The organism is Streptomyces sp. NPDC015144 (assembly GCF_043079735.1).
Lineage (GTDB): Bacteria > Actinomycetota > Actinomycetes > Streptomycetales > Streptomycetaceae > Streptomyces.
The window spans coordinates 199037-214524 of sequence record NZ_JBIBUU010000003.1; the positions used below are offsets into that span (position 1 = coordinate 199037).

Here is a 15488-nt window from a genome sequence, read left to right on the forward strand (position 1 = left end):
GGGCCGACCGGCGGTGTCTGGGGCGTGCCCTAGACAATACGGCGGTGCCCCCGCCCGGAAGTGTTCCGGACGGGGGCACCGTTGGTGAGGCTGGTTACAGCCGCGCTCAGAGGCCGAGCTCGACCTCGAACTCGCCGGCCTCCAGGATCGCCTTGACCGAGGTCAGGTAGCGGGCGGCGTCGGCGCCGTCCACCAGACGGTGGTCGTAGGAGAGCGACAGGTACGTCATGTCGCGGACACCGATCACGGTGCCCTCCTCGGTTTCGATGACCGCCGGACGCTTCACCGTGGCACCGATGCCCAGGATGGCGGCCTGGTTCGGCGGCACGATGACGGTGTCGAAGAGCGCGCCGCGCGAGCCGGTGTTGCTGATGGTGAAGGTGGCACCGGACATGTCGTCCGGGGTCAGGCCGCCACCGCGGGCCTTGCCGGCCAGCTCGGCGGTCTTCTTCGCGATGCCCGCGATGTTCAGGTCGCCCGCACCCTTGATGACCGGGGTCATCAGGCCCTTCTCGGCGTCCACGGCGATGCCGATGTTCTCCGAGTCGAAGTACGTGACGGTCGAGTCGTCCTCGTTGATCCGGGCGTTGACGACCGGGTGGGCCTTCAGCGCCTGGGCCGCCGCCTTGACGTAGAACGGCATCGGGGACAGCTTGACGCCCTCGCGGGCGGCGAACGCGTCCTTCGCCAGGTTGCGCAGCTTCATCAGCCTGGTGACGTCGACCTCGACGACCGTGGTCAGCTGCGCCTGCGAGTGCAGCGCCTTCATCATGTTGTCGCCGATGAGCTTGCGCATGCGGGTCATCTTGACCGTCTGGCCGCGCAGCGGGGACGCCTCCAGCTTCGGCGCCTTCGAGGCCGCCGGAGCAGCGGCGGCGGCCGGGGCCGGAGCCGGGGTCGCGGCGGCCTTGGCGGCCTCCGCGGCGGCGACGACGTCCTGCTTGCGGATCCGGCCACCGACACCGGTGCCCTTGACCGCGCCCAGGTCGACGCCGTTCTCGGCGGCGAGCTTGCGGACCAGCGGGGTGACGTACGCGCCGTCGTCACCGGAGGTCGCGGCCGGGGCCACCGGGGTGACCGGAGCCGGGGCGGCCACCGGAGCCGGGGCGGGGGCGGCCGGAGCGGCCGGGGCGGGGGCCGGAGCCGGAGCGGCGGGCGCCGCCGGGGCCGGGGCCGGAGCGGGGGCGGCCGGGGCCACCGGAGCCGGCGCGGGAGCCGGAGCCGGAGCGGCGGCGGGCGCCGGAGCGGCCGGAGCCGGGGCAGCCGCCGGAGCGGCACCCGGGGCACCGATGACGGCGAGCTTGGCGCCGACCTCGGCGGTCTCGTCCTCGGCGACGACGATCTCCAGCAGCACGCCGGAGACCGGGGCCGGGATCTCGGTGTCGACCTTGTCCGTGGAGACCTCCAGGAGGGGCTCGTCCTCCGTGACCTCCTCGCCGACCTCCTTCAGCCAGCGGGTGACGGTGCCCTCGGTGACGCTCTCGCCGAGCGCCGGGAGGGTGACGTCGGTACCGGCGGCGCCACCGGCCGGGGCGGCGGCCGGAGCCTCGGCCGCAGGGGCCGGAGCCGGAGCGGCGGGGGCCTCGGCGGCAGGCGCCGGGGCGGGGGCGGGGGCGGGGGCCTCGGCGGGCTCGGCGGCCGGAGCCGCGGCGGCGGCCGGGGCGCCCGTGCCGTCGTCGATGACGGCCAGCTCGGCGCCGACCTCGACGGTCTCGTCCTCGGCGACCTTGATGGACGCCAGAATGCCGGCGGCGGGGGCCGGGATCTCGGTGTCGACCTTGTCGGTCGACACTTCGAGAAGCGGCTCGTCGGCCTCGACGCGCTCGCCCTCGGCCTTCAGCCAGCGGGTGACAGTGCCCTCGGTGACGCTCTCGCCGAGCGCCGGAAGGGTTACGGAAACCGACATGGTTTCAGTTGCTCCTTACGAAAGTGCGGAAGTAGGTCGTCGTCGCGCCCGGTCGACTGGATCAGTCGTGGGAGTGAAGCGGCTTGCCGGCCAGGGCCAGGTGGGCCTCGCCCATCGCTTCGTTCTGGGTCGGGTGGGCGTGGATGAGCTGCGCGACCTCGGCCGGCAGCGCCTCCCAGTTGTAGATCAGCTGGGCTTCGCCGACCTGCTCGCCCATACGGTCACCGACCATGTGGACGCCGACCACGGCACCGTCCTTGACCTGGACGAGCTTGATCTCGCCCGCGGTCTTCAGGATCTTGCTCTTGCCGTTGCCCGCGAGGTTGTACTTGAGAGCGACGACCTTGTCCGCGCCGTAGAGCTCCTTGGCCTTGGCCTCGGAGATGCCGACGGAGGCGACCTCGGGGTGGCAGTAGGTCACCCGCGGGACACCGTCGTAGTCGATCGGAACGGTCTTCAGACCGGCCAGCCGCTCCGCCACCAGGATGCCCTCGGCGAAGCCGACGTGCGCGAGCTGGAGCGTCGGGACCAGGTCGCCCACGGCCGAGATGGTGGGCACGTTGGTCTGCATGTACTCGTCGACGAGGACGTAGCCGCGGTCCATCGCGACCCCGGCCTCCTCGTAGCCCAGGCCCTGCGAAACCGGGCCGCGGCCGATGGCGACCAGCAGCACCTCGGCCTCGAAGGTCTTGCCGTCGGCGAGGGTCACGCGGACGCCGTCCTGCGTGTACTCGGCGCTCTGGAAGAACGTACCGAGGTTGAACTTGATGCCGCGCTTGCGGAAGGCGCGCTCAAGAAGCTTCGAGCTGTTCTCGTCCTCGACCGGGACCAGGTGCTTCAGGCCCTCGATGATCGTCACGTCGGTGCCGAAGGACGTCCACGCCGAGGCGAACTCGACACCGATGACGCCGCCGCCCAGCACGATCGCCGACTTCGGGACGCGGTCCAGCTTCAGCGCGTGGTCCGAGGAGATGATGCGGTTGCCGTCGATCTCCAGGCCCGGCAGCGACTTCGGCACGGAGCCGGTCGCGAGCAGCACGTGGCGGCCCTGGACGCGCTGGCCGTTCACGTCCACCGAGGTGGGGGAGGACAGCCGGCCCTCGCCCTCGATGTAGGTGACCTTGCGCGAGGCGATGAGACCCTGCAGACCCTTGTACAGGCCCGAGATCACGTCGTCCTTGTACTTGTGGACGGCCTCGATGTCGATGCCCTCGAAAGTGGCCTTGACACCGAACTGCTCCGACTCGCGCGCCTGGTCGGCGATCTCGCCGGCGTGGAGCAGGGCCTTCGTGGGAATGCAGCCGTTGTGCAGGCAGGTGCCGCCGACCTTGCCCTTCTCGATCAGAGCGACGTCCAGGCCCAGCTGCGCCCCGCGCAGGGCCGCGGCGTAACCGCCGCTACCGCCGCCGAGGATCACTAGGTCGAAAACGGTGCTGGCGTCGTTCGCCACGTCACGTCCTCCATGCATGTGCGCCGTACGCCGGGCCCCGTCGCTGGGGGATGACCGCCGGTCGGCTGGTGTTCGGCCGCTTTGTGTTTTTCGGCCCTGTGGTGGGGGCCCTGTCCTGCCGAGAACCCATCTTCGCACTAGTTGACGGTGAGCGGGACGCGGGGCCCGGGTCCGGGGCGAATGATCATCCGTCCCGGCCGGTCGCCGCCACGCGGACGCCCGTGGATTTCGTCGAGAGCGAAACCGGCCGGATTCCCGCGCGGTGGTACCGACGGGACAACGCCGAACGGCCCCGGAATCATGCCCGGGGCCGTACGGCGGGCCCGGGGCACCGGCCGGACGGCATCACACGCGCGATGCCGTCCGGCCGGTGCCGGGCCCGTGCTGCGGGGCTCGCGACCTCAGCCGAGGTCGCCGGCGGCGGTGCGCTCGGCCAGCTTGACCAGCGTGCGGACCGAGGAGCCGGTGCCGCCCTTCGGCGTGTAGCCGTACGGCGCGCCCTCGTGGAAGGCCGGACCGGCGATGTCCAGGTGCGCCCAGGCGATGCCCTCGCCCACGAACTCCTGGAGGAAGAGACCGGCCACCAGGCCGCCGCCCATCCGCTCGCCCATGTTGGCGATGTCGGCGGTCGGGGAGTCCATGCCCTTGCGCAGGTCGGCGGGGAGCGGCATCGGCCAGGACGCCTCGCCGGCCTCCTCGGCGATCTCGTGGATCGAGGTACGGAAGGCGTCGTCGTTCGCCATGATGCCGAAGGTGCGGTTGCCCAGCGCCAGCACCATCGCGCCGGTCAGGGTCGCCACGTCGACGATCGCGTCCGGGTTCTCCTCCGAGGCGCGGGTGAGCGCGTCGGCGAGGACGAGCCGGCCCTCGGCGTCCGTGTTGAGGACCTCGACGGTCTTGCCGCTGTACATGCGCAGCACGTCACCCGGGCGGGTGGCGTTGCCCGACGGCATGTTCTCGGCCAGCGCCAGCCAGCCGGTGACGTTGACCTTCAGCCCCAGCCGCGCGGCCGTGACGACGGCGGCGAACACGGCGGCGGCACCGCTCATGTCGCACTTCATCGTCTCGTTGTGACCGGCCGGCTTCAGCGAGATGCCGCCCGAGTCGTAGGTGATGCCCTTGCCCACCAGGGCCAGGGTCTTCTCCGCCTTCGGGTGCGTGTAGGCCAGCTTCACCAGGCGCGGGCCGTGCGTGGAGCCCTGGCCGACGCCCAGCAGGCCGCCGTAGCCGCCCTTGACGAGCGCCTTCTCGTCCAGCACCTGCACCTTGATGCCGTGCTCCTTGCCCGCGGCGGTGGCCACGGCGGCGAAGGACTCGGGGTACAGGTCGTTCGGCGGGGTGTTGATCAGGTCGCGGGCGCGGTTGATCTCCTCGGCCAGCGCGACGGCGCGCTCGGTGGCCGCCTTGAACGCCTTGTCGCGCGGCTTGGCGCCGATCAGGGCGACCTCGCCGAGCGGCAGCTTCGGACCGTTGCCGTTCTTCTTGCCCTTGGGGGCGAGCTTGTTCTCGCCCTGCTGGTACGCGGTGAAGGCGTACGCGCCCATGAGGGCGCCCTCGGCGATGGCCCCGGCGTCCTCGGCGGACTCGGTGGGCAGCGCGAAGCCGGCCTTCTTCGCACCGGTCAGGGCGCGGGCGGCCGAACCGGCGGCGCGGCGCAGCGCCTCGGCGTCGTACGCCCGGCCCTTCTCCGGGGCGGGGCCGAGACCGGCCGCGATGACGACCGGGACCTTGAGGCCCTCGGGCGCGGGGAGCTTGGTCACCTCGCCCTCGGCACCGGTGGCGCCCAGGGCTTCGAGGACGGCGGCGAGCTTCCCGCCGAACGCCTGGTCCACGGCCTCGGCGCCCGGCGCGAGGACCAGGCTCCCGGTCTTGGATGCAGAGCCCTTGGCGACGCCGACGACGAGTGCGTCGGCACGCAGCGTCGCCGCCCCGGCAGTGCTGAGAGTGAGAGCAGTCACGGTGGTGAAATCTCGCTTCCGTTGAGTTCGATGGCGGTCGAGGGATGGGCCGACCGTGCCCGGCGCATCGTAGACGCCCCCCGCAATGTGCCGGTAAGGAGCCTACGCGCGCCTTTGCGCCGGGATCACGGCGGCGGGCCGTCGATGGCTCGAAGCGCCTCCCGGCCCGCCTCCGGGGCCCGGACCCGGCGGGCGAGCACGTAGGGTCGTGCCGGAGAAGGACCGACCGGGGGAGAACCATGCACACCCGTGGGGCCGCGCGCCCGAGGACGGGCGGCGCACCGCTGCCCGCCGCCGTACTGCTGCTGGCCGTTCTCGTTCTGCTGACCGGCTGCGCCCCGGCGCCGGCGCCGGACGACCCCCGCCCGACCGCCCGGGACCACTGGCGGCCGAAACCCGGCCTCGGCTGGCAGTGGCAGCTCTCCGGCAAACTCGACCCCACGGTGGACGTGCCGGTGTACGACATCGACGGCTTCGACCACGCCGCCGCCGCCGTCGACGACCTGCACCGCCGGGGCCGCAAGGTGATCTGCTACCTCTCCACCGGCGCCTGGGAGGAATTCCGCCCGGACGCGGGGAAGTTCCCCGCCCGGGTGCTCGGCGAGGGCAACGGCTGGAAGGGCGAGCGCTGGCTCGACATCCGCCGCACCGACGTCCTGGAACCGCTGATGGAGAAGCGGATCGCGATGTGCGCCCGCAAGGGCTTCGACGCGGTCGAGCCCGACAACATGGACGGCTACCGCAACCGCACCGGTTTCCCGCTGACCGCCGCCGACCAGCTGCGCTACAACCGGCTCGTCGCCCGCATCGCCCACCGCCACGGCCTCGCCGTGGGCCTGAAGAACGATCTCGGCCAGATCCCCGCGCTGGAGCCGGACTTCGACTTCGCGGTCAACGAGCAGTGCGCGCAGTACGAGGAGTGCGCGGAACTCTCCCCGTTCGTGAAGGCGGGCAAGGCCGTCTTCCACGTCGAGTACGAGCTGCCGGTCGCCCGGTTCTGCGCGGACTCGCGGCGGCTGGGGCTCAGCTCCCTGCTGAAGAAGTACGAGCTCGGCGTCTGGCGCCAGGAGTGCCCGGCCTGATCCGCCGCACACGCACTAACCGAACGTCAGCACCACCAGCACGGCCGTCGCCGCCGTCTCCGCCAGCGCGCCGAACACATCGCCGGTCACCCCGCCGAACCGCCGCCCACAGCGCCGCAGCAGCACCAGCGCCACCGCCGCGCCCACCGCCGCCGCCCCCGCGCACCGCACCGCCCCGTACCCGCCGAGGAGCGCCCCCGCCGCCGCGCACCCCGCGACCACCACGGCCCCGACCGCCACCGCGCCGCCCACCGGCACCGTGCCCGCCACCGCCGCGCCCAGCCCCTCCGGGCGCGCCGCCGGCACACCCCGGCGGGAGGCCAGGGTGAGCGCCAGCCGGGCGGCCACCGCCGCGACCACCGTCGCCACCGCGCCGTCCGCCCAGCCCCGCGCGTACAGCTGCTGCCCGGCCGCGACCTGCGCCAGCAGCACGAACAGCAGGGTGACCACACCGAACGGCCCAATGTCCGACTGCTTCATGATCCGCAGGGCCTGGTCGGCGGGCTTGCCGCTGCCCAGACCGTCGGCGGTGTCCGCGAGACCGTCCAGATGCAGCCCGCGGGTCAGCACCGCGGGAACGGCGGCCGAGGCGACGGCGGCCATCAGCGGACTCGAGCCGAGCAGCAGCGACAGACAGCCGGCCGCCGCCGCGAGCACCCCCACCACCAGCCCGGCGAGCGGCGCGCACAGCATCCCGGTCCGGGCGGTCTCCCGGTCCCAGCGGGTGACGCGGACGGGGAGCACGGTCAGGGTGCCGAAGGCGAAACGGACGCCGTGGCTGTTCAGGGAGGTCACGGCGCGCAGGCTAACCCCTGCCCCCGGCCGATAGATTGCCCGTAACGCGGCAAAACACTACAGAACCGGCTTATCGGGAGTGGGTGGCATGGGTCACTGGTTCGATCGGAACATCGTCGAGCCGGGAAAGCTGCCGCTGCTCCTCGCCCTGGCCGCCTTCGTGCTCACCTTCGCCGTCACCCGGGTCATCACCCGCATGATCCGGGCGGGGAAGGGCCCGTTCCGCGACTTCACCCCCGGCGGCCTGCACATCCACCACGTGGTCCCCGGTGTGGTGCTGAGCGTCGTCGGCGGCTTCGGCGCGGTCGCCAGCGGGCGCCACGGCGTCACCGCGGGGATCTGCGCCGTGATCTTCGGCGCGGGGGCGGGGCTGGTGCTGGACGAGTTCGCGCTGATCGTCCATCTCGACGACGTGTACTGGACCGAGGAGGGGCGCCGGAGCGTGGAGGTGGTCGCCCTCACCGCCGCGCTCGTCCTGCTCGTCCTGGCCGGGTTCTCGCCGCTCGGTGTGAACGAGGTGAGCAGCGACGAGCAGCAGGGCCGGCTCGGGGTCCTGCTGACCGTGGCCGTGAACTTCTGCTTCGTCCTGATCGCCCTCGTCAAGGGCAAGGCGCGGCTCGCGGTCGTCGGCACGCTCGTCCCGTTCGTCGCCCTGGTCGCGGCGGTCCGGCTGGCCCGCCCCGCCTCGGCGTGGGCGAAGCGCTGCTACCGCGGCCGGCCCCGGGCGCGGGCCCGCGCCCTGCTGCGCGAGTACCACCACGACGTGCGCTGGGCGGGACCCGAACGCAGACTTCAGGACCTGATCGGCGGCGCCCCCGACCGGGTGCCGCTCCCGCCCCGCGGGTCCTGAGCCCGGCGCCGGTCCCGGCGCCCCACGCAGGCGCAGAGCATGAGCACCGCGGCGATCGCCACCAGGTGCTCCTTGCCCGCCAGATTGTCCTTCACGACCACCTCGACCGCCATCGCGACGATCACCAGGGCCCCGGTGAACCGGGCCCGGTGGACGAAGCAGACGTAGACGGCGAGGCCGACCACCGCGGCGGACGGGCCGGTGTCCACGATCCGGGCGTCGGAACCCGGCAGCCCCAGCGGAAGGTCGGGGCCGAGCGCGACACCGAGCCGCGCGTACAGCGTGCCCACCAGCGTCGCCAGGTACGCGATCGTCAGCGTGCGCCACCGGCCCAGGCAGATCTCGGCCGTCCCGAACACCACCAGGATCTGGATCAGCGCCCCCCAGACCGGCAGGTCCGGCGCCGGCACGAACAGCGACAGCGGGGTACGCGCCAGCGCCGCCCACCACGGGTCCTCGGCCCGCACCGCCCCCAGCGTCCGCACCGGCCCGGCACCCCACGACTGGTTCTGCACCACCTGGAGCAGCGCGGTCAGACAGACGGCGGCGAGCGTCATGGGCACCGCCCGCCAGCGCTCGGCCACCAGCGCCCCGCGTACGGTCCCCACCAGCGGACCCCACTCCCGGCGGGCCGCCCGCCGCAGGGCGCCCGGACCTCTCATCCACGCGTCCCGAGCTGCGAGCGGTGCAGCCACTTGGGCAGTCCGGGCGCCTCCAGGAACCCCTCGGCACGACCGGCCGAGATGCCGATGCGCAGCAGGTCGGCGCTCTTCTCGAACAGCATGAAACGTGGCTCCCAGATCGGCCGGTACTTGGCGTTGGCGCGGTACAGCGACTCGATCTGCCACCACCGGGAGAAGAAACTGAGCAGCGAGCGCCACAGCCTCAGCACCGGTCCGGCCCCGAGCCGCGAACCCCGTTCGAAGACGGACCGGAACATCGCGAAGTTCAGCGAGACCTGGGTGATCCCGATCTCGTCGGCGCGCCGCAGGAGTTCGATGACCATGAACTCCATCAGCCCGTTCTCGGAGTCCCGGTCACGGCGCATCAGGTCCAGCGACAGCCCGTGCGGCCCCCACGGCACGAAGCTCAGCACCGCCCGCAGCCGGCCCGGTTCCCCGTCCGCGTCCGGGGCGTCCCGGCACTCCAGCATCACGCACTGCCCGTCGGCGGGGTCGCCGAGACGGCCCAGCGCCATCGAGAACCCGCGCTCGGTCGCCCCGTCGCGCCAGTCGTCGGCGCACCGCACCAGCTCGGCCATCTCCGCCTCGGGGATGTCCGCGTGACGGCGTACGGTCACCTCGTACCCGGCCCGGCGGACCCGGTTGTACGCCTGGCGGACGGTACGCATCGCCCGCCCCTCCAGGGTGAAGTCGGCGGTCTCCACGATCGCCTCGTCGCCCAGCTCCAGGGCGTCCAGGCCGTGCCGGGCGTAGATCGTGCCGGCCTCCTCGCTCACCCCCATCGCGGCCGGGATCCAGCCGTGCTCGCGCGCCTCGGCCAGCCAGGGCTCGATCGCCCCGGGCCAGGCCTCCGGATCGCCGATCGGATCCCCGGAGGCCAGCGACACCCCGCCCACCACCCGGTAGACGACCGCGGCCTTGCCGGTCGGGGACCAGATGACGCTCTTCTCCCGGCGCAGCGCGAAGTACCCGAGCGAGTCCCGCTCGCCGTGCCGGTCGAGCAGCGCGCGCAGCCGGGCCTCGTCCTCGGGGGTGAGCGGGTCGACCGCCCGGCGGGAGCGGAACGCCGCGTACACCACGGCGATCAGCAGCAGCGTGGAGAGGACGTTGATCGAGACGTCGACCCAGCCCGGGGTGACGATCCCGGGGAAGGCGGCGTCGTTGTCGGCGACCGAGACCAGCCGCAGCGCCCCGTATCGCCAGCGGTCCGGGAAGGACGCCCGGCCGCTGTGCGGCGCGGTGTTGGTGAGGGTGACCAGCCCCGCGGCGATCAGCGAGGTGACCAGCAGTCCGCCGGCCGCGACGGCGGCCGCCAGCTTCGGGTTGGACCGGTCGCCCTTCGCGTAGAACTCCCGCCGGCCGAGGATCAGCGCCAGCACGAAGGCGGCGGTCAGCAGGAGCGAGACCCAGTTCTGCGCGTACGCCCGGACGTCCGGGAACATCAGCGCCAGGGCGAAGATCAGCAGGAAGAGGCCGCCGACCACCAGGTTCACGATCCAGGCGGCCCGCTTGCGGCGGCGCATCGTGATCGCCAGGAAGAGCGCGACGACCCCGGAGGAGAAACCCGCGGTGAGCAGGTAGGGGGTGAAGTAGTTCTCCGTGTTGTGGCGGCGCAGGTCGTTCCCGAGCGTGACCCAGACGGCGCTCAGGAAGTTGATGAAGCAGACGACCCGCAGGTACCAGATCGCGAAGGCCGCGCCGCGCCGCGACAGTGTGGTGCTCGGCGGCCGGACGCCACCCCGTCCGGGTACTTCGGTGGTCACGCCGACCTCTCCCATGAAAAGCGATGATATGGGGCACAACGCGCGAGAGGGTTCGTGCTGCGGCCCGGTGTCCCGGTTCGCGGTACCACCGGTCCGCGAGCCCGGGCCGTGCCCGGCGGTACCGGAGTCGGGCCGTGCCCGGCCCCGAGACCGCCGGACGCGACCTACGTCGCGTCGTCGTACGCGGCGCCCGCCGCCTCGTCCTCCGCGTCGGCCTCGCGCTCGGGCAGCTCCGCGGCGAGTGCCGCGGCGGCCCGGACGAGCGGGAGGGCGAGCAGGGCCCCGCTTCCTTCGCCCACCATGACGCCGTGGTCGAGCAACGGGTTGAGCGCCATCCGGTCCAGGGCCTTGGCCTGGGCCGGCTCACCGCTGCTCTGGCCCGCCAGCCACCAGTCCGGCGCCCGGAACGCGGCCCGCTGCCCCACCAGCGCACAGGCCGCGGAGACCACCCCGTCCAGGATCACCGGCAGCCGCCGCACGGCGCACTGGAGCAGGAACCCGGTCGTCGCCGCCAGGTCCGCGCCGCCCACCGTGGCCAGCAGCTCCAGCTGGTCCCCGAGGACCGGCCGGGCCCGCCGCAACGAGTCCCGGATCGCCGCGCACTTGCGCATCCACGCCAGGTCGTCGATGCCCGCGCCGCCGCGCCCGGTCACCACCGAGGCGTCCGTGCCGCAGAGCGCCGCGATCAGGGTGGCCGCGGCCGTCGTCCCGCCCACGCTCAGATCGCCGAGCACCACCAGATCGGTGCCCGAGTCGGCCTCCTCGTCGGCGATCCGCATGCCGAGCCGGACCGCCTGCTCGGCCTCCTCGGCCGTCAGCGCGTTCTCGATGTCGATCCGCCCGCTGCCGCGCCGCACCCGGTGCCGCACCACCGGCTCGGGCAGCAGTTCCGGGTCGCAGTCCAGACCGGCGTCGACGATCCGCACCGGCACGCCGAACTGGCGGGCCAGCACCGCGAGCGGCGTCGTGCCCTCCAGCGTGGCCCGCACCAGCTCGTGCGCGCTCCCGGCCGGACGCCCGGAGACGTCCAGCGAGGCCACCCCGTGATCACCGGCGAAGAGCACCACGCGCGGCTGCTCGATCGCCTTGACCGGGACGGACTGCTGCGCGGCCGAGAGCCATTCCCCCAGCTCGTCCAGGCGGCCGAGGGCGCCCACGGGAACGGTCATGCGCTCCCGGCGTTCCTCGGCATCGCGCCGTACGCCGCCGTCGGGGCGTTCGATCAGATCGGAGAAGTCGTCCAGATTCACGGGGGTCTGCCTCGCGGTCGATGCGTCTGGTGGGCCGGCGAGCCCGGCGGCGGGCTCACTGCGGAACAGTACCCGCAGCCCTTCCGGCACCCGCCCGGAGCGAGGTCTTCCCTCCGCCACCCGCTCACCGCGCCCGCGCGGGCTCAGCCGCGCAGCGTCAGCACCTGCCCGGCCACCACCAGCAGCACCTGCTCGCACTCCCCGGCGACCGCCGCGTTCAGCCGGCCCAGCTCGTCCCGGAACCGCCGCCCGGCGGCCGTCGCGGGCACCACCCCCGAACCGGTCTCGTTGGTGACGGCGACGACCGTGCGGCGGGTGGCCCGCACCGCCGCCACCAGCTCGCCCGTCCGCTCCCGCAGCGCCGCCTCGCCGCCGCCCGCCCACACCGCGTCGTCCCAGGCGCCCACCCGGTCCATCGCGTCGGTCAGCCAGAGCGACAGGCAGTCGATCAGCAGCGGCGGACCGTCCGCCGTCAGCAGCTCCGCCAGCTCACAGGTCTCCTCGGTCCGCCAGACGGCCGGCCGCCGCTCCCGGTGCAGCCCGACCCGGGCCGCCCACTCGGCGTCCCCCTCCCGGTCCCCGCCGGTCGCCACGTACACCACCTCGGGGAAGGTCTCCAGCCGCCGCTCCGCCTCCACCGACTTGCCGGACCTGGCCCCGCCCGTCACCAGCGTGCGCCGGGGCACCGCGGGGGCCGCCGCGTCCCCGCCCACCACCAGCGTCGTCCCGTCCGGCACGGCCCGCGCCCCGGCCGCGGCGAGCCGCCGCTCCAGCTCGGCGCCGGGCGGCGCGTCGTGGTCCAGGTGCACGGCGACGATCCCGGTGGCCGGGCCGACCGCCCCGGCGGCCCGCAGCCGCGCCACCGCGTCCGGCCGCCCCACCACGTCGCCGACCACCATGTCGTACGGCTCCGCGACCCGCTCCGGCAGCCCGGCGGGCGCGGCCGCCCGGGGCAGGTACAGCAGCCGGGAACCCTCCGGCCCCACGACCTCGTACCCGGTACCCGGCGCGTCCATCGGCACCGCCCGCACCCGGTGCCCGCTGATCAGCGTCAGCTCCCGCCCGTCCGGCACCCGGCCGGCCGGCGGCAGCCCGGCGGGCAGCTCCACGGCCGGGCCGTCGTGCGGATGGGTGAGCAGCACCTGACGCACCCCGCCGAGCGAGTGACCCGCACGGGCCGCGGCGAACCCGGCGCCCGGGGTCAGATCGAGCAGCAGCGCGCCGTCGACCAGCAGCGCGGTCGCCGCCCGCGCCCCCGGCCCACGGGCGGCGGCACAGGCGGCGCAGGGACATTCGGGCCGCGGCAGCCCGTCGGGGGCTCCGGTGCCGAGCAGAGTCAGTTCCACGAGACGATCCTCCCGCGTACGCGCGCACGGTGCGCGACCTGGGGCCTTCCGGCCGGACGGACCCGGTCCGCCCGGCCGCCCCAGGCACTAGGCTGCGGGACAGCGAAATGACTTCAGGAGGCGGACATGGCGTGGACGTGGCGGTTCGAGAAGTCCGACGGTACGGAGACGGAGCCGGCCCTCCAGCCGGAGGAGTTCACCACCCAGGGCGACGCCGAGTCCTGGATCGGTGAGTACTGGAAGGAACTCCTCGACGGCGGGGCGGAACAGGTGACGCTCTTCGAGGATGCGACGAAGATCTACGGCCCCATGAGCCTCAGCGCCGACCAGGGCTGACCCGGTACCGTCCCGGCCCCTTAGTCGGGGGACCGGGACGGTCGGGATCTAGATCTCGCCCAGGGTGACCTTCGCGGTCCGTTCCGCGCCCTCGCGCAGATAGGTCACCGTCACCTTCTCGCCCGGCTTGTCGGCGGCGAGCGCCTCCTGGAGCGAGGTGATCGTGGTGACCGGCCGGTCGCCCAGCTTGGTGACGATGTCACCGGGGCGCAGTCCCGCCTTGTCGGCCGCGCCGTCCCGCGCGACGCTCACCAGCGCGACCCCGGCCGGCTGGTAGTTGTCGTCGACGACCGTGCGCCCGGTGATGTCCAGGGCCGCCCGGCCCGAGTCGGTGACCCGGCCGGTCCTGATGATCTGGTCCGCCACCGTCTTCACCATCGACACCGGGATCGCGAACCCGATGCCGGGCGCGGCGCTGCCGCCCAGGTCCGGGTCGGTGGCCGCCAGGGTCGGGATGCCGATCACCTCGCTGTCCAGGTTGACCAGCGCACCCCCGCTGTTGCCCGGGTTGATCGCGGCCGAGGTCTGCACCATGTTCGCGATCGTCGCGCCGGTGCCGCCGCCCGCCCGGCTCTCGCTGACGGTCCGGCCGAGCGCCGAGACGATGCCCTGGGTGACGCTGGAGGACAGCCCGAGCGGCGAGCCCATCGCCAGCACGATCTGCCCCACCTCGACCTTCGCCGAGTCGCCGAACTTCGCGGGCCTGAGCCCGTCCGGCACCTGGTCGAGCTTGATCACGGCCAGATCCTGCTCCGGGTAGGCGGACACCAGCGAGGCGCTCACCACCTTCTCCCCGGTGGCGACGGTGACCTTGAACTTCTTCGCGCTGCCGACCACATGGGCGTTGGTGACGACATGGCCCTTGGAGTCGTAGACGACGCCCGAGCCCAGCCCGCCGGACGCCTCGATCTGCACGACCGACGGCAGCACGTTCTTGATCACGGCCTGGTAGTCGTTCTGCAGGTCGGTGAGGGCCTGGGACGGGGTGGCCGCGGCCTCGGCCCCGGTCCGCGAAGCGCCGGAGTCCGCGCGGCCGGCCGCCGTCCGCGACGCGGCCGAGGTCGCCGACGGACCGGAGGACGTGCCCGAGCAGCCGCTCACCAGGGCGAGGGCGCAGAGACCGGCGGTCAGGGGCGGCAGCAGCCGTCGGGCACGGCGGAGCGTGAGGGATGCATCCATGTCTGGATTGTCGCGTTCGGCCGCGACTTCGGCCCGCTGGATACGGCCTGTCGGGTAGGACCTGACGGATACGGCCCGTCGGGTACGGCCGCACCGCCCCGGGCGGCGGCCGGGCTCAGCCCCGTACCCCGCACAGGTGCAGCAGCGCGGCGACCCGGCGGTACGGGTCGGTCCGCCCGGCCCGGTCCTCCGCGGCCAGGACCTGCTCCAGCTCGGCGGCGGCCGGGAGCTCCACGTCGTTGCTCACGTTGTCCGTGAAGACGCGCACCCCGTACCAGGCGTGCAGCGGCGCCGCGATCCCGGCGAGGGTGGCCGTCAGGGCCTCCAGCCGGTCGGCCCGCACATCGAGGCCCAGCCGGTTGGTGTACGTGTCCGAGTCGAAGGCGGCCAGCGCCGCGTCCCAGTCCCCGGCGGTCCCCGGGCGCATCGCCAGCGCGTCCGCGTTCCGCACCAGCAGCGACAGCAGCCCGCCCGGGGCCAGCATCCGGGCCAGCCCCGCCAGCATCGCGTCCCGGTCCCGCACGTACATCAGCACCCCGTGGCAGAGCACCACGTCGAAGCTGCCGGGCAGGAAGTGCACCCCGGTGTCCAGGCCGTCGCCCTCGATCAGCCGGACCCGCTCGCGGATACCGGCCGGCTCGCCGCCGAGCGCCTCCCGGGCCACCCGCAGCATCTCGGGGTCGGACTCCAGGCCGGTCACCGTGTGCCCGGCCCGCGCCAGGCGCAGCGCCTGGGTGCCCTGGCCGGTGCCCACGTCGAGGACCCGCAGCCGCTGCCCCACCGGGAAGCGGGCGGCTATCTGCTCGTCGAGCTGGCGGGCCACCAGCTCCTGGCGGACGGTGTTGCGCAACCCGCCGAGCCCCTTCAGCCACACCGAGGAGGCCCCGGTG

The 15488-nt window shown here is 73.6% G+C and carries 13 protein-coding genes; 3 read left to right on the forward strand and 10 right to left on the reverse strand.

The annotated features are described in order from the left end of the window. Positions 1-106 precede the first annotated feature (106 nt). From sucB to ACF08W_RS07560, 3 genes are all read right to left on the reverse strand, one after another. Positions 107-1906, reverse strand: a complete 1800-nt coding sequence (gene sucB / locus ACF08W_RS07550; protein ID WP_392278742.1) for a 2-oxoglutarate dehydrogenase, E2 component, dihydrolipoamide succinyltransferase — start codon at positions 1904-1906, stop codon at positions 107-109. Between the two features lie 61 nt (positions 1907-1967). Continuing rightward, entirely contained in the window at positions 1968-3356 is a 1389-nt protein-coding gene (lpdA, locus tag ACF08W_RS07555) for a dihydrolipoyl dehydrogenase (RefSeq protein WP_352280390.1), read from the reverse strand. 401 nt (positions 3357-3757) lie between these two features. Beyond that, a complete protein-coding gene (locus ACF08W_RS07560; RefSeq protein WP_392278743.1) occupies positions 3758-5314 on the reverse strand; it encodes a leucyl aminopeptidase in 1557 nt (518 codons plus the stop codon). A 239-nt stretch (positions 5315-5553) separates the two neighbouring features. Here ACF08W_RS07560 and ACF08W_RS07565 point away from each other — a divergent pair, with 239 nt between their 5' ends. Then, complete coding sequence (locus ACF08W_RS07565) at positions 5554-6396, forward strand: endo alpha-1,4 polygalactosaminidase (protein ID WP_392278744.1); 843 nt, start codon at positions 5554-5556, stop codon at positions 6394-6396. A gap of 15 nt (positions 6397-6411) precedes the next feature. Here ACF08W_RS07565 and ACF08W_RS07570 read toward each other — a convergent pair whose 3' ends face one another. Then, entirely contained in the window at positions 6412-7191 is a 780-nt protein-coding gene (locus tag ACF08W_RS07570; RefSeq protein WP_392278745.1) for an adenosylcobinamide-GDP ribazoletransferase, read from the reverse strand. Positions 7192-7279: 88 nt separating this feature from the next. On the opposite strand from ACF08W_RS07570, the gene ACF08W_RS07575 reads away from it, so the two are divergent. Further along, positions 7280-8041: a hypothetical protein gene (locus ACF08W_RS07575; protein WP_385205121.1), complete on the forward strand. Its 762-nt coding sequence runs from the start codon at positions 7280-7282 to the stop codon at positions 8039-8041. On the opposite strand, the gene ACF08W_RS07580 is transcribed toward ACF08W_RS07575, so the two are convergent. The 4 genes from ACF08W_RS07580 to ACF08W_RS07595 form a co-directional block, all read right to left on the reverse strand. After that, positions 7984-8703 carry a resistance to Congo red protein gene (locus tag ACF08W_RS07580; RefSeq protein WP_385205123.1) on the reverse strand — a complete coding sequence of 240 codons (720 nt, stop codon included), beginning with the start codon at positions 8701-8703 and terminating at the stop codon, positions 7984-7986. The genes ACF08W_RS07575 and ACF08W_RS07580 overlap by 58 nt on opposite strands. Beyond that, positions 8700-10502 (reverse strand): phosphatidylglycerol lysyltransferase domain-containing protein, encoded by a 1803-nt coding sequence (locus ACF08W_RS07585; RefSeq protein WP_385205125.1) that lies wholly within the window; start codon positions 10500-10502, stop codon positions 8700-8702. Before ACF08W_RS07585 ends, ACF08W_RS07580 begins: the two co-directional genes overlap by 4 nt. A 149-nt stretch (positions 10503-10651) precedes the next feature. Further along, the gene (gene cobT / locus ACF08W_RS07590) at positions 10652-11737 is read right to left on the reverse strand and encodes a nicotinate-nucleotide--dimethylbenzimidazole phosphoribosyltransferase (RefSeq protein ID WP_392278746.1); all 1086 of its coding nucleotides are present in this window, start codon (positions 11735-11737) and stop codon (positions 10652-10654) included. 143 nt (positions 11738-11880) lie between these two features. Next, positions 11881-13083 carry a bifunctional adenosylcobinamide kinase/adenosylcobinamide-phosphate guanylyltransferase gene (locus ACF08W_RS07595; protein ID WP_392278747.1) on the reverse strand — a complete coding sequence of 401 codons (1203 nt, stop codon included), beginning with the start codon at positions 13081-13083 and terminating at the stop codon, positions 11881-11883. Positions 13084-13209: 126 nt separating this feature from the next. Here ACF08W_RS07595 and ACF08W_RS07600 point away from each other — a divergent pair, with 126 nt between their 5' ends. Next, complete coding sequence (locus ACF08W_RS07600; RefSeq protein WP_352280381.1) at positions 13210-13419, forward strand: hypothetical protein; 210 nt, start codon at positions 13210-13212, stop codon at positions 13417-13419. 48 nt (positions 13420-13467) lie between these two features. On the opposite strand, the gene ACF08W_RS07605 is transcribed toward ACF08W_RS07600, so the two are convergent. Then, positions 13468-14598 carry a S1C family serine protease gene (locus ACF08W_RS07605; RefSeq protein ID WP_385205134.1) on the reverse strand — a complete coding sequence of 377 codons (1131 nt, stop codon included), beginning with the start codon at positions 14596-14598 and terminating at the stop codon, positions 13468-13470. 115 nt (positions 14599-14713) lie between these two features. Next, entirely contained in the window at positions 14714-15421 is a 708-nt protein-coding gene (locus tag ACF08W_RS07610; RefSeq protein ID WP_352280406.1) for a methyltransferase domain-containing protein, read from the reverse strand. Positions 15422-15488 lie beyond the last annotated feature (67 nt).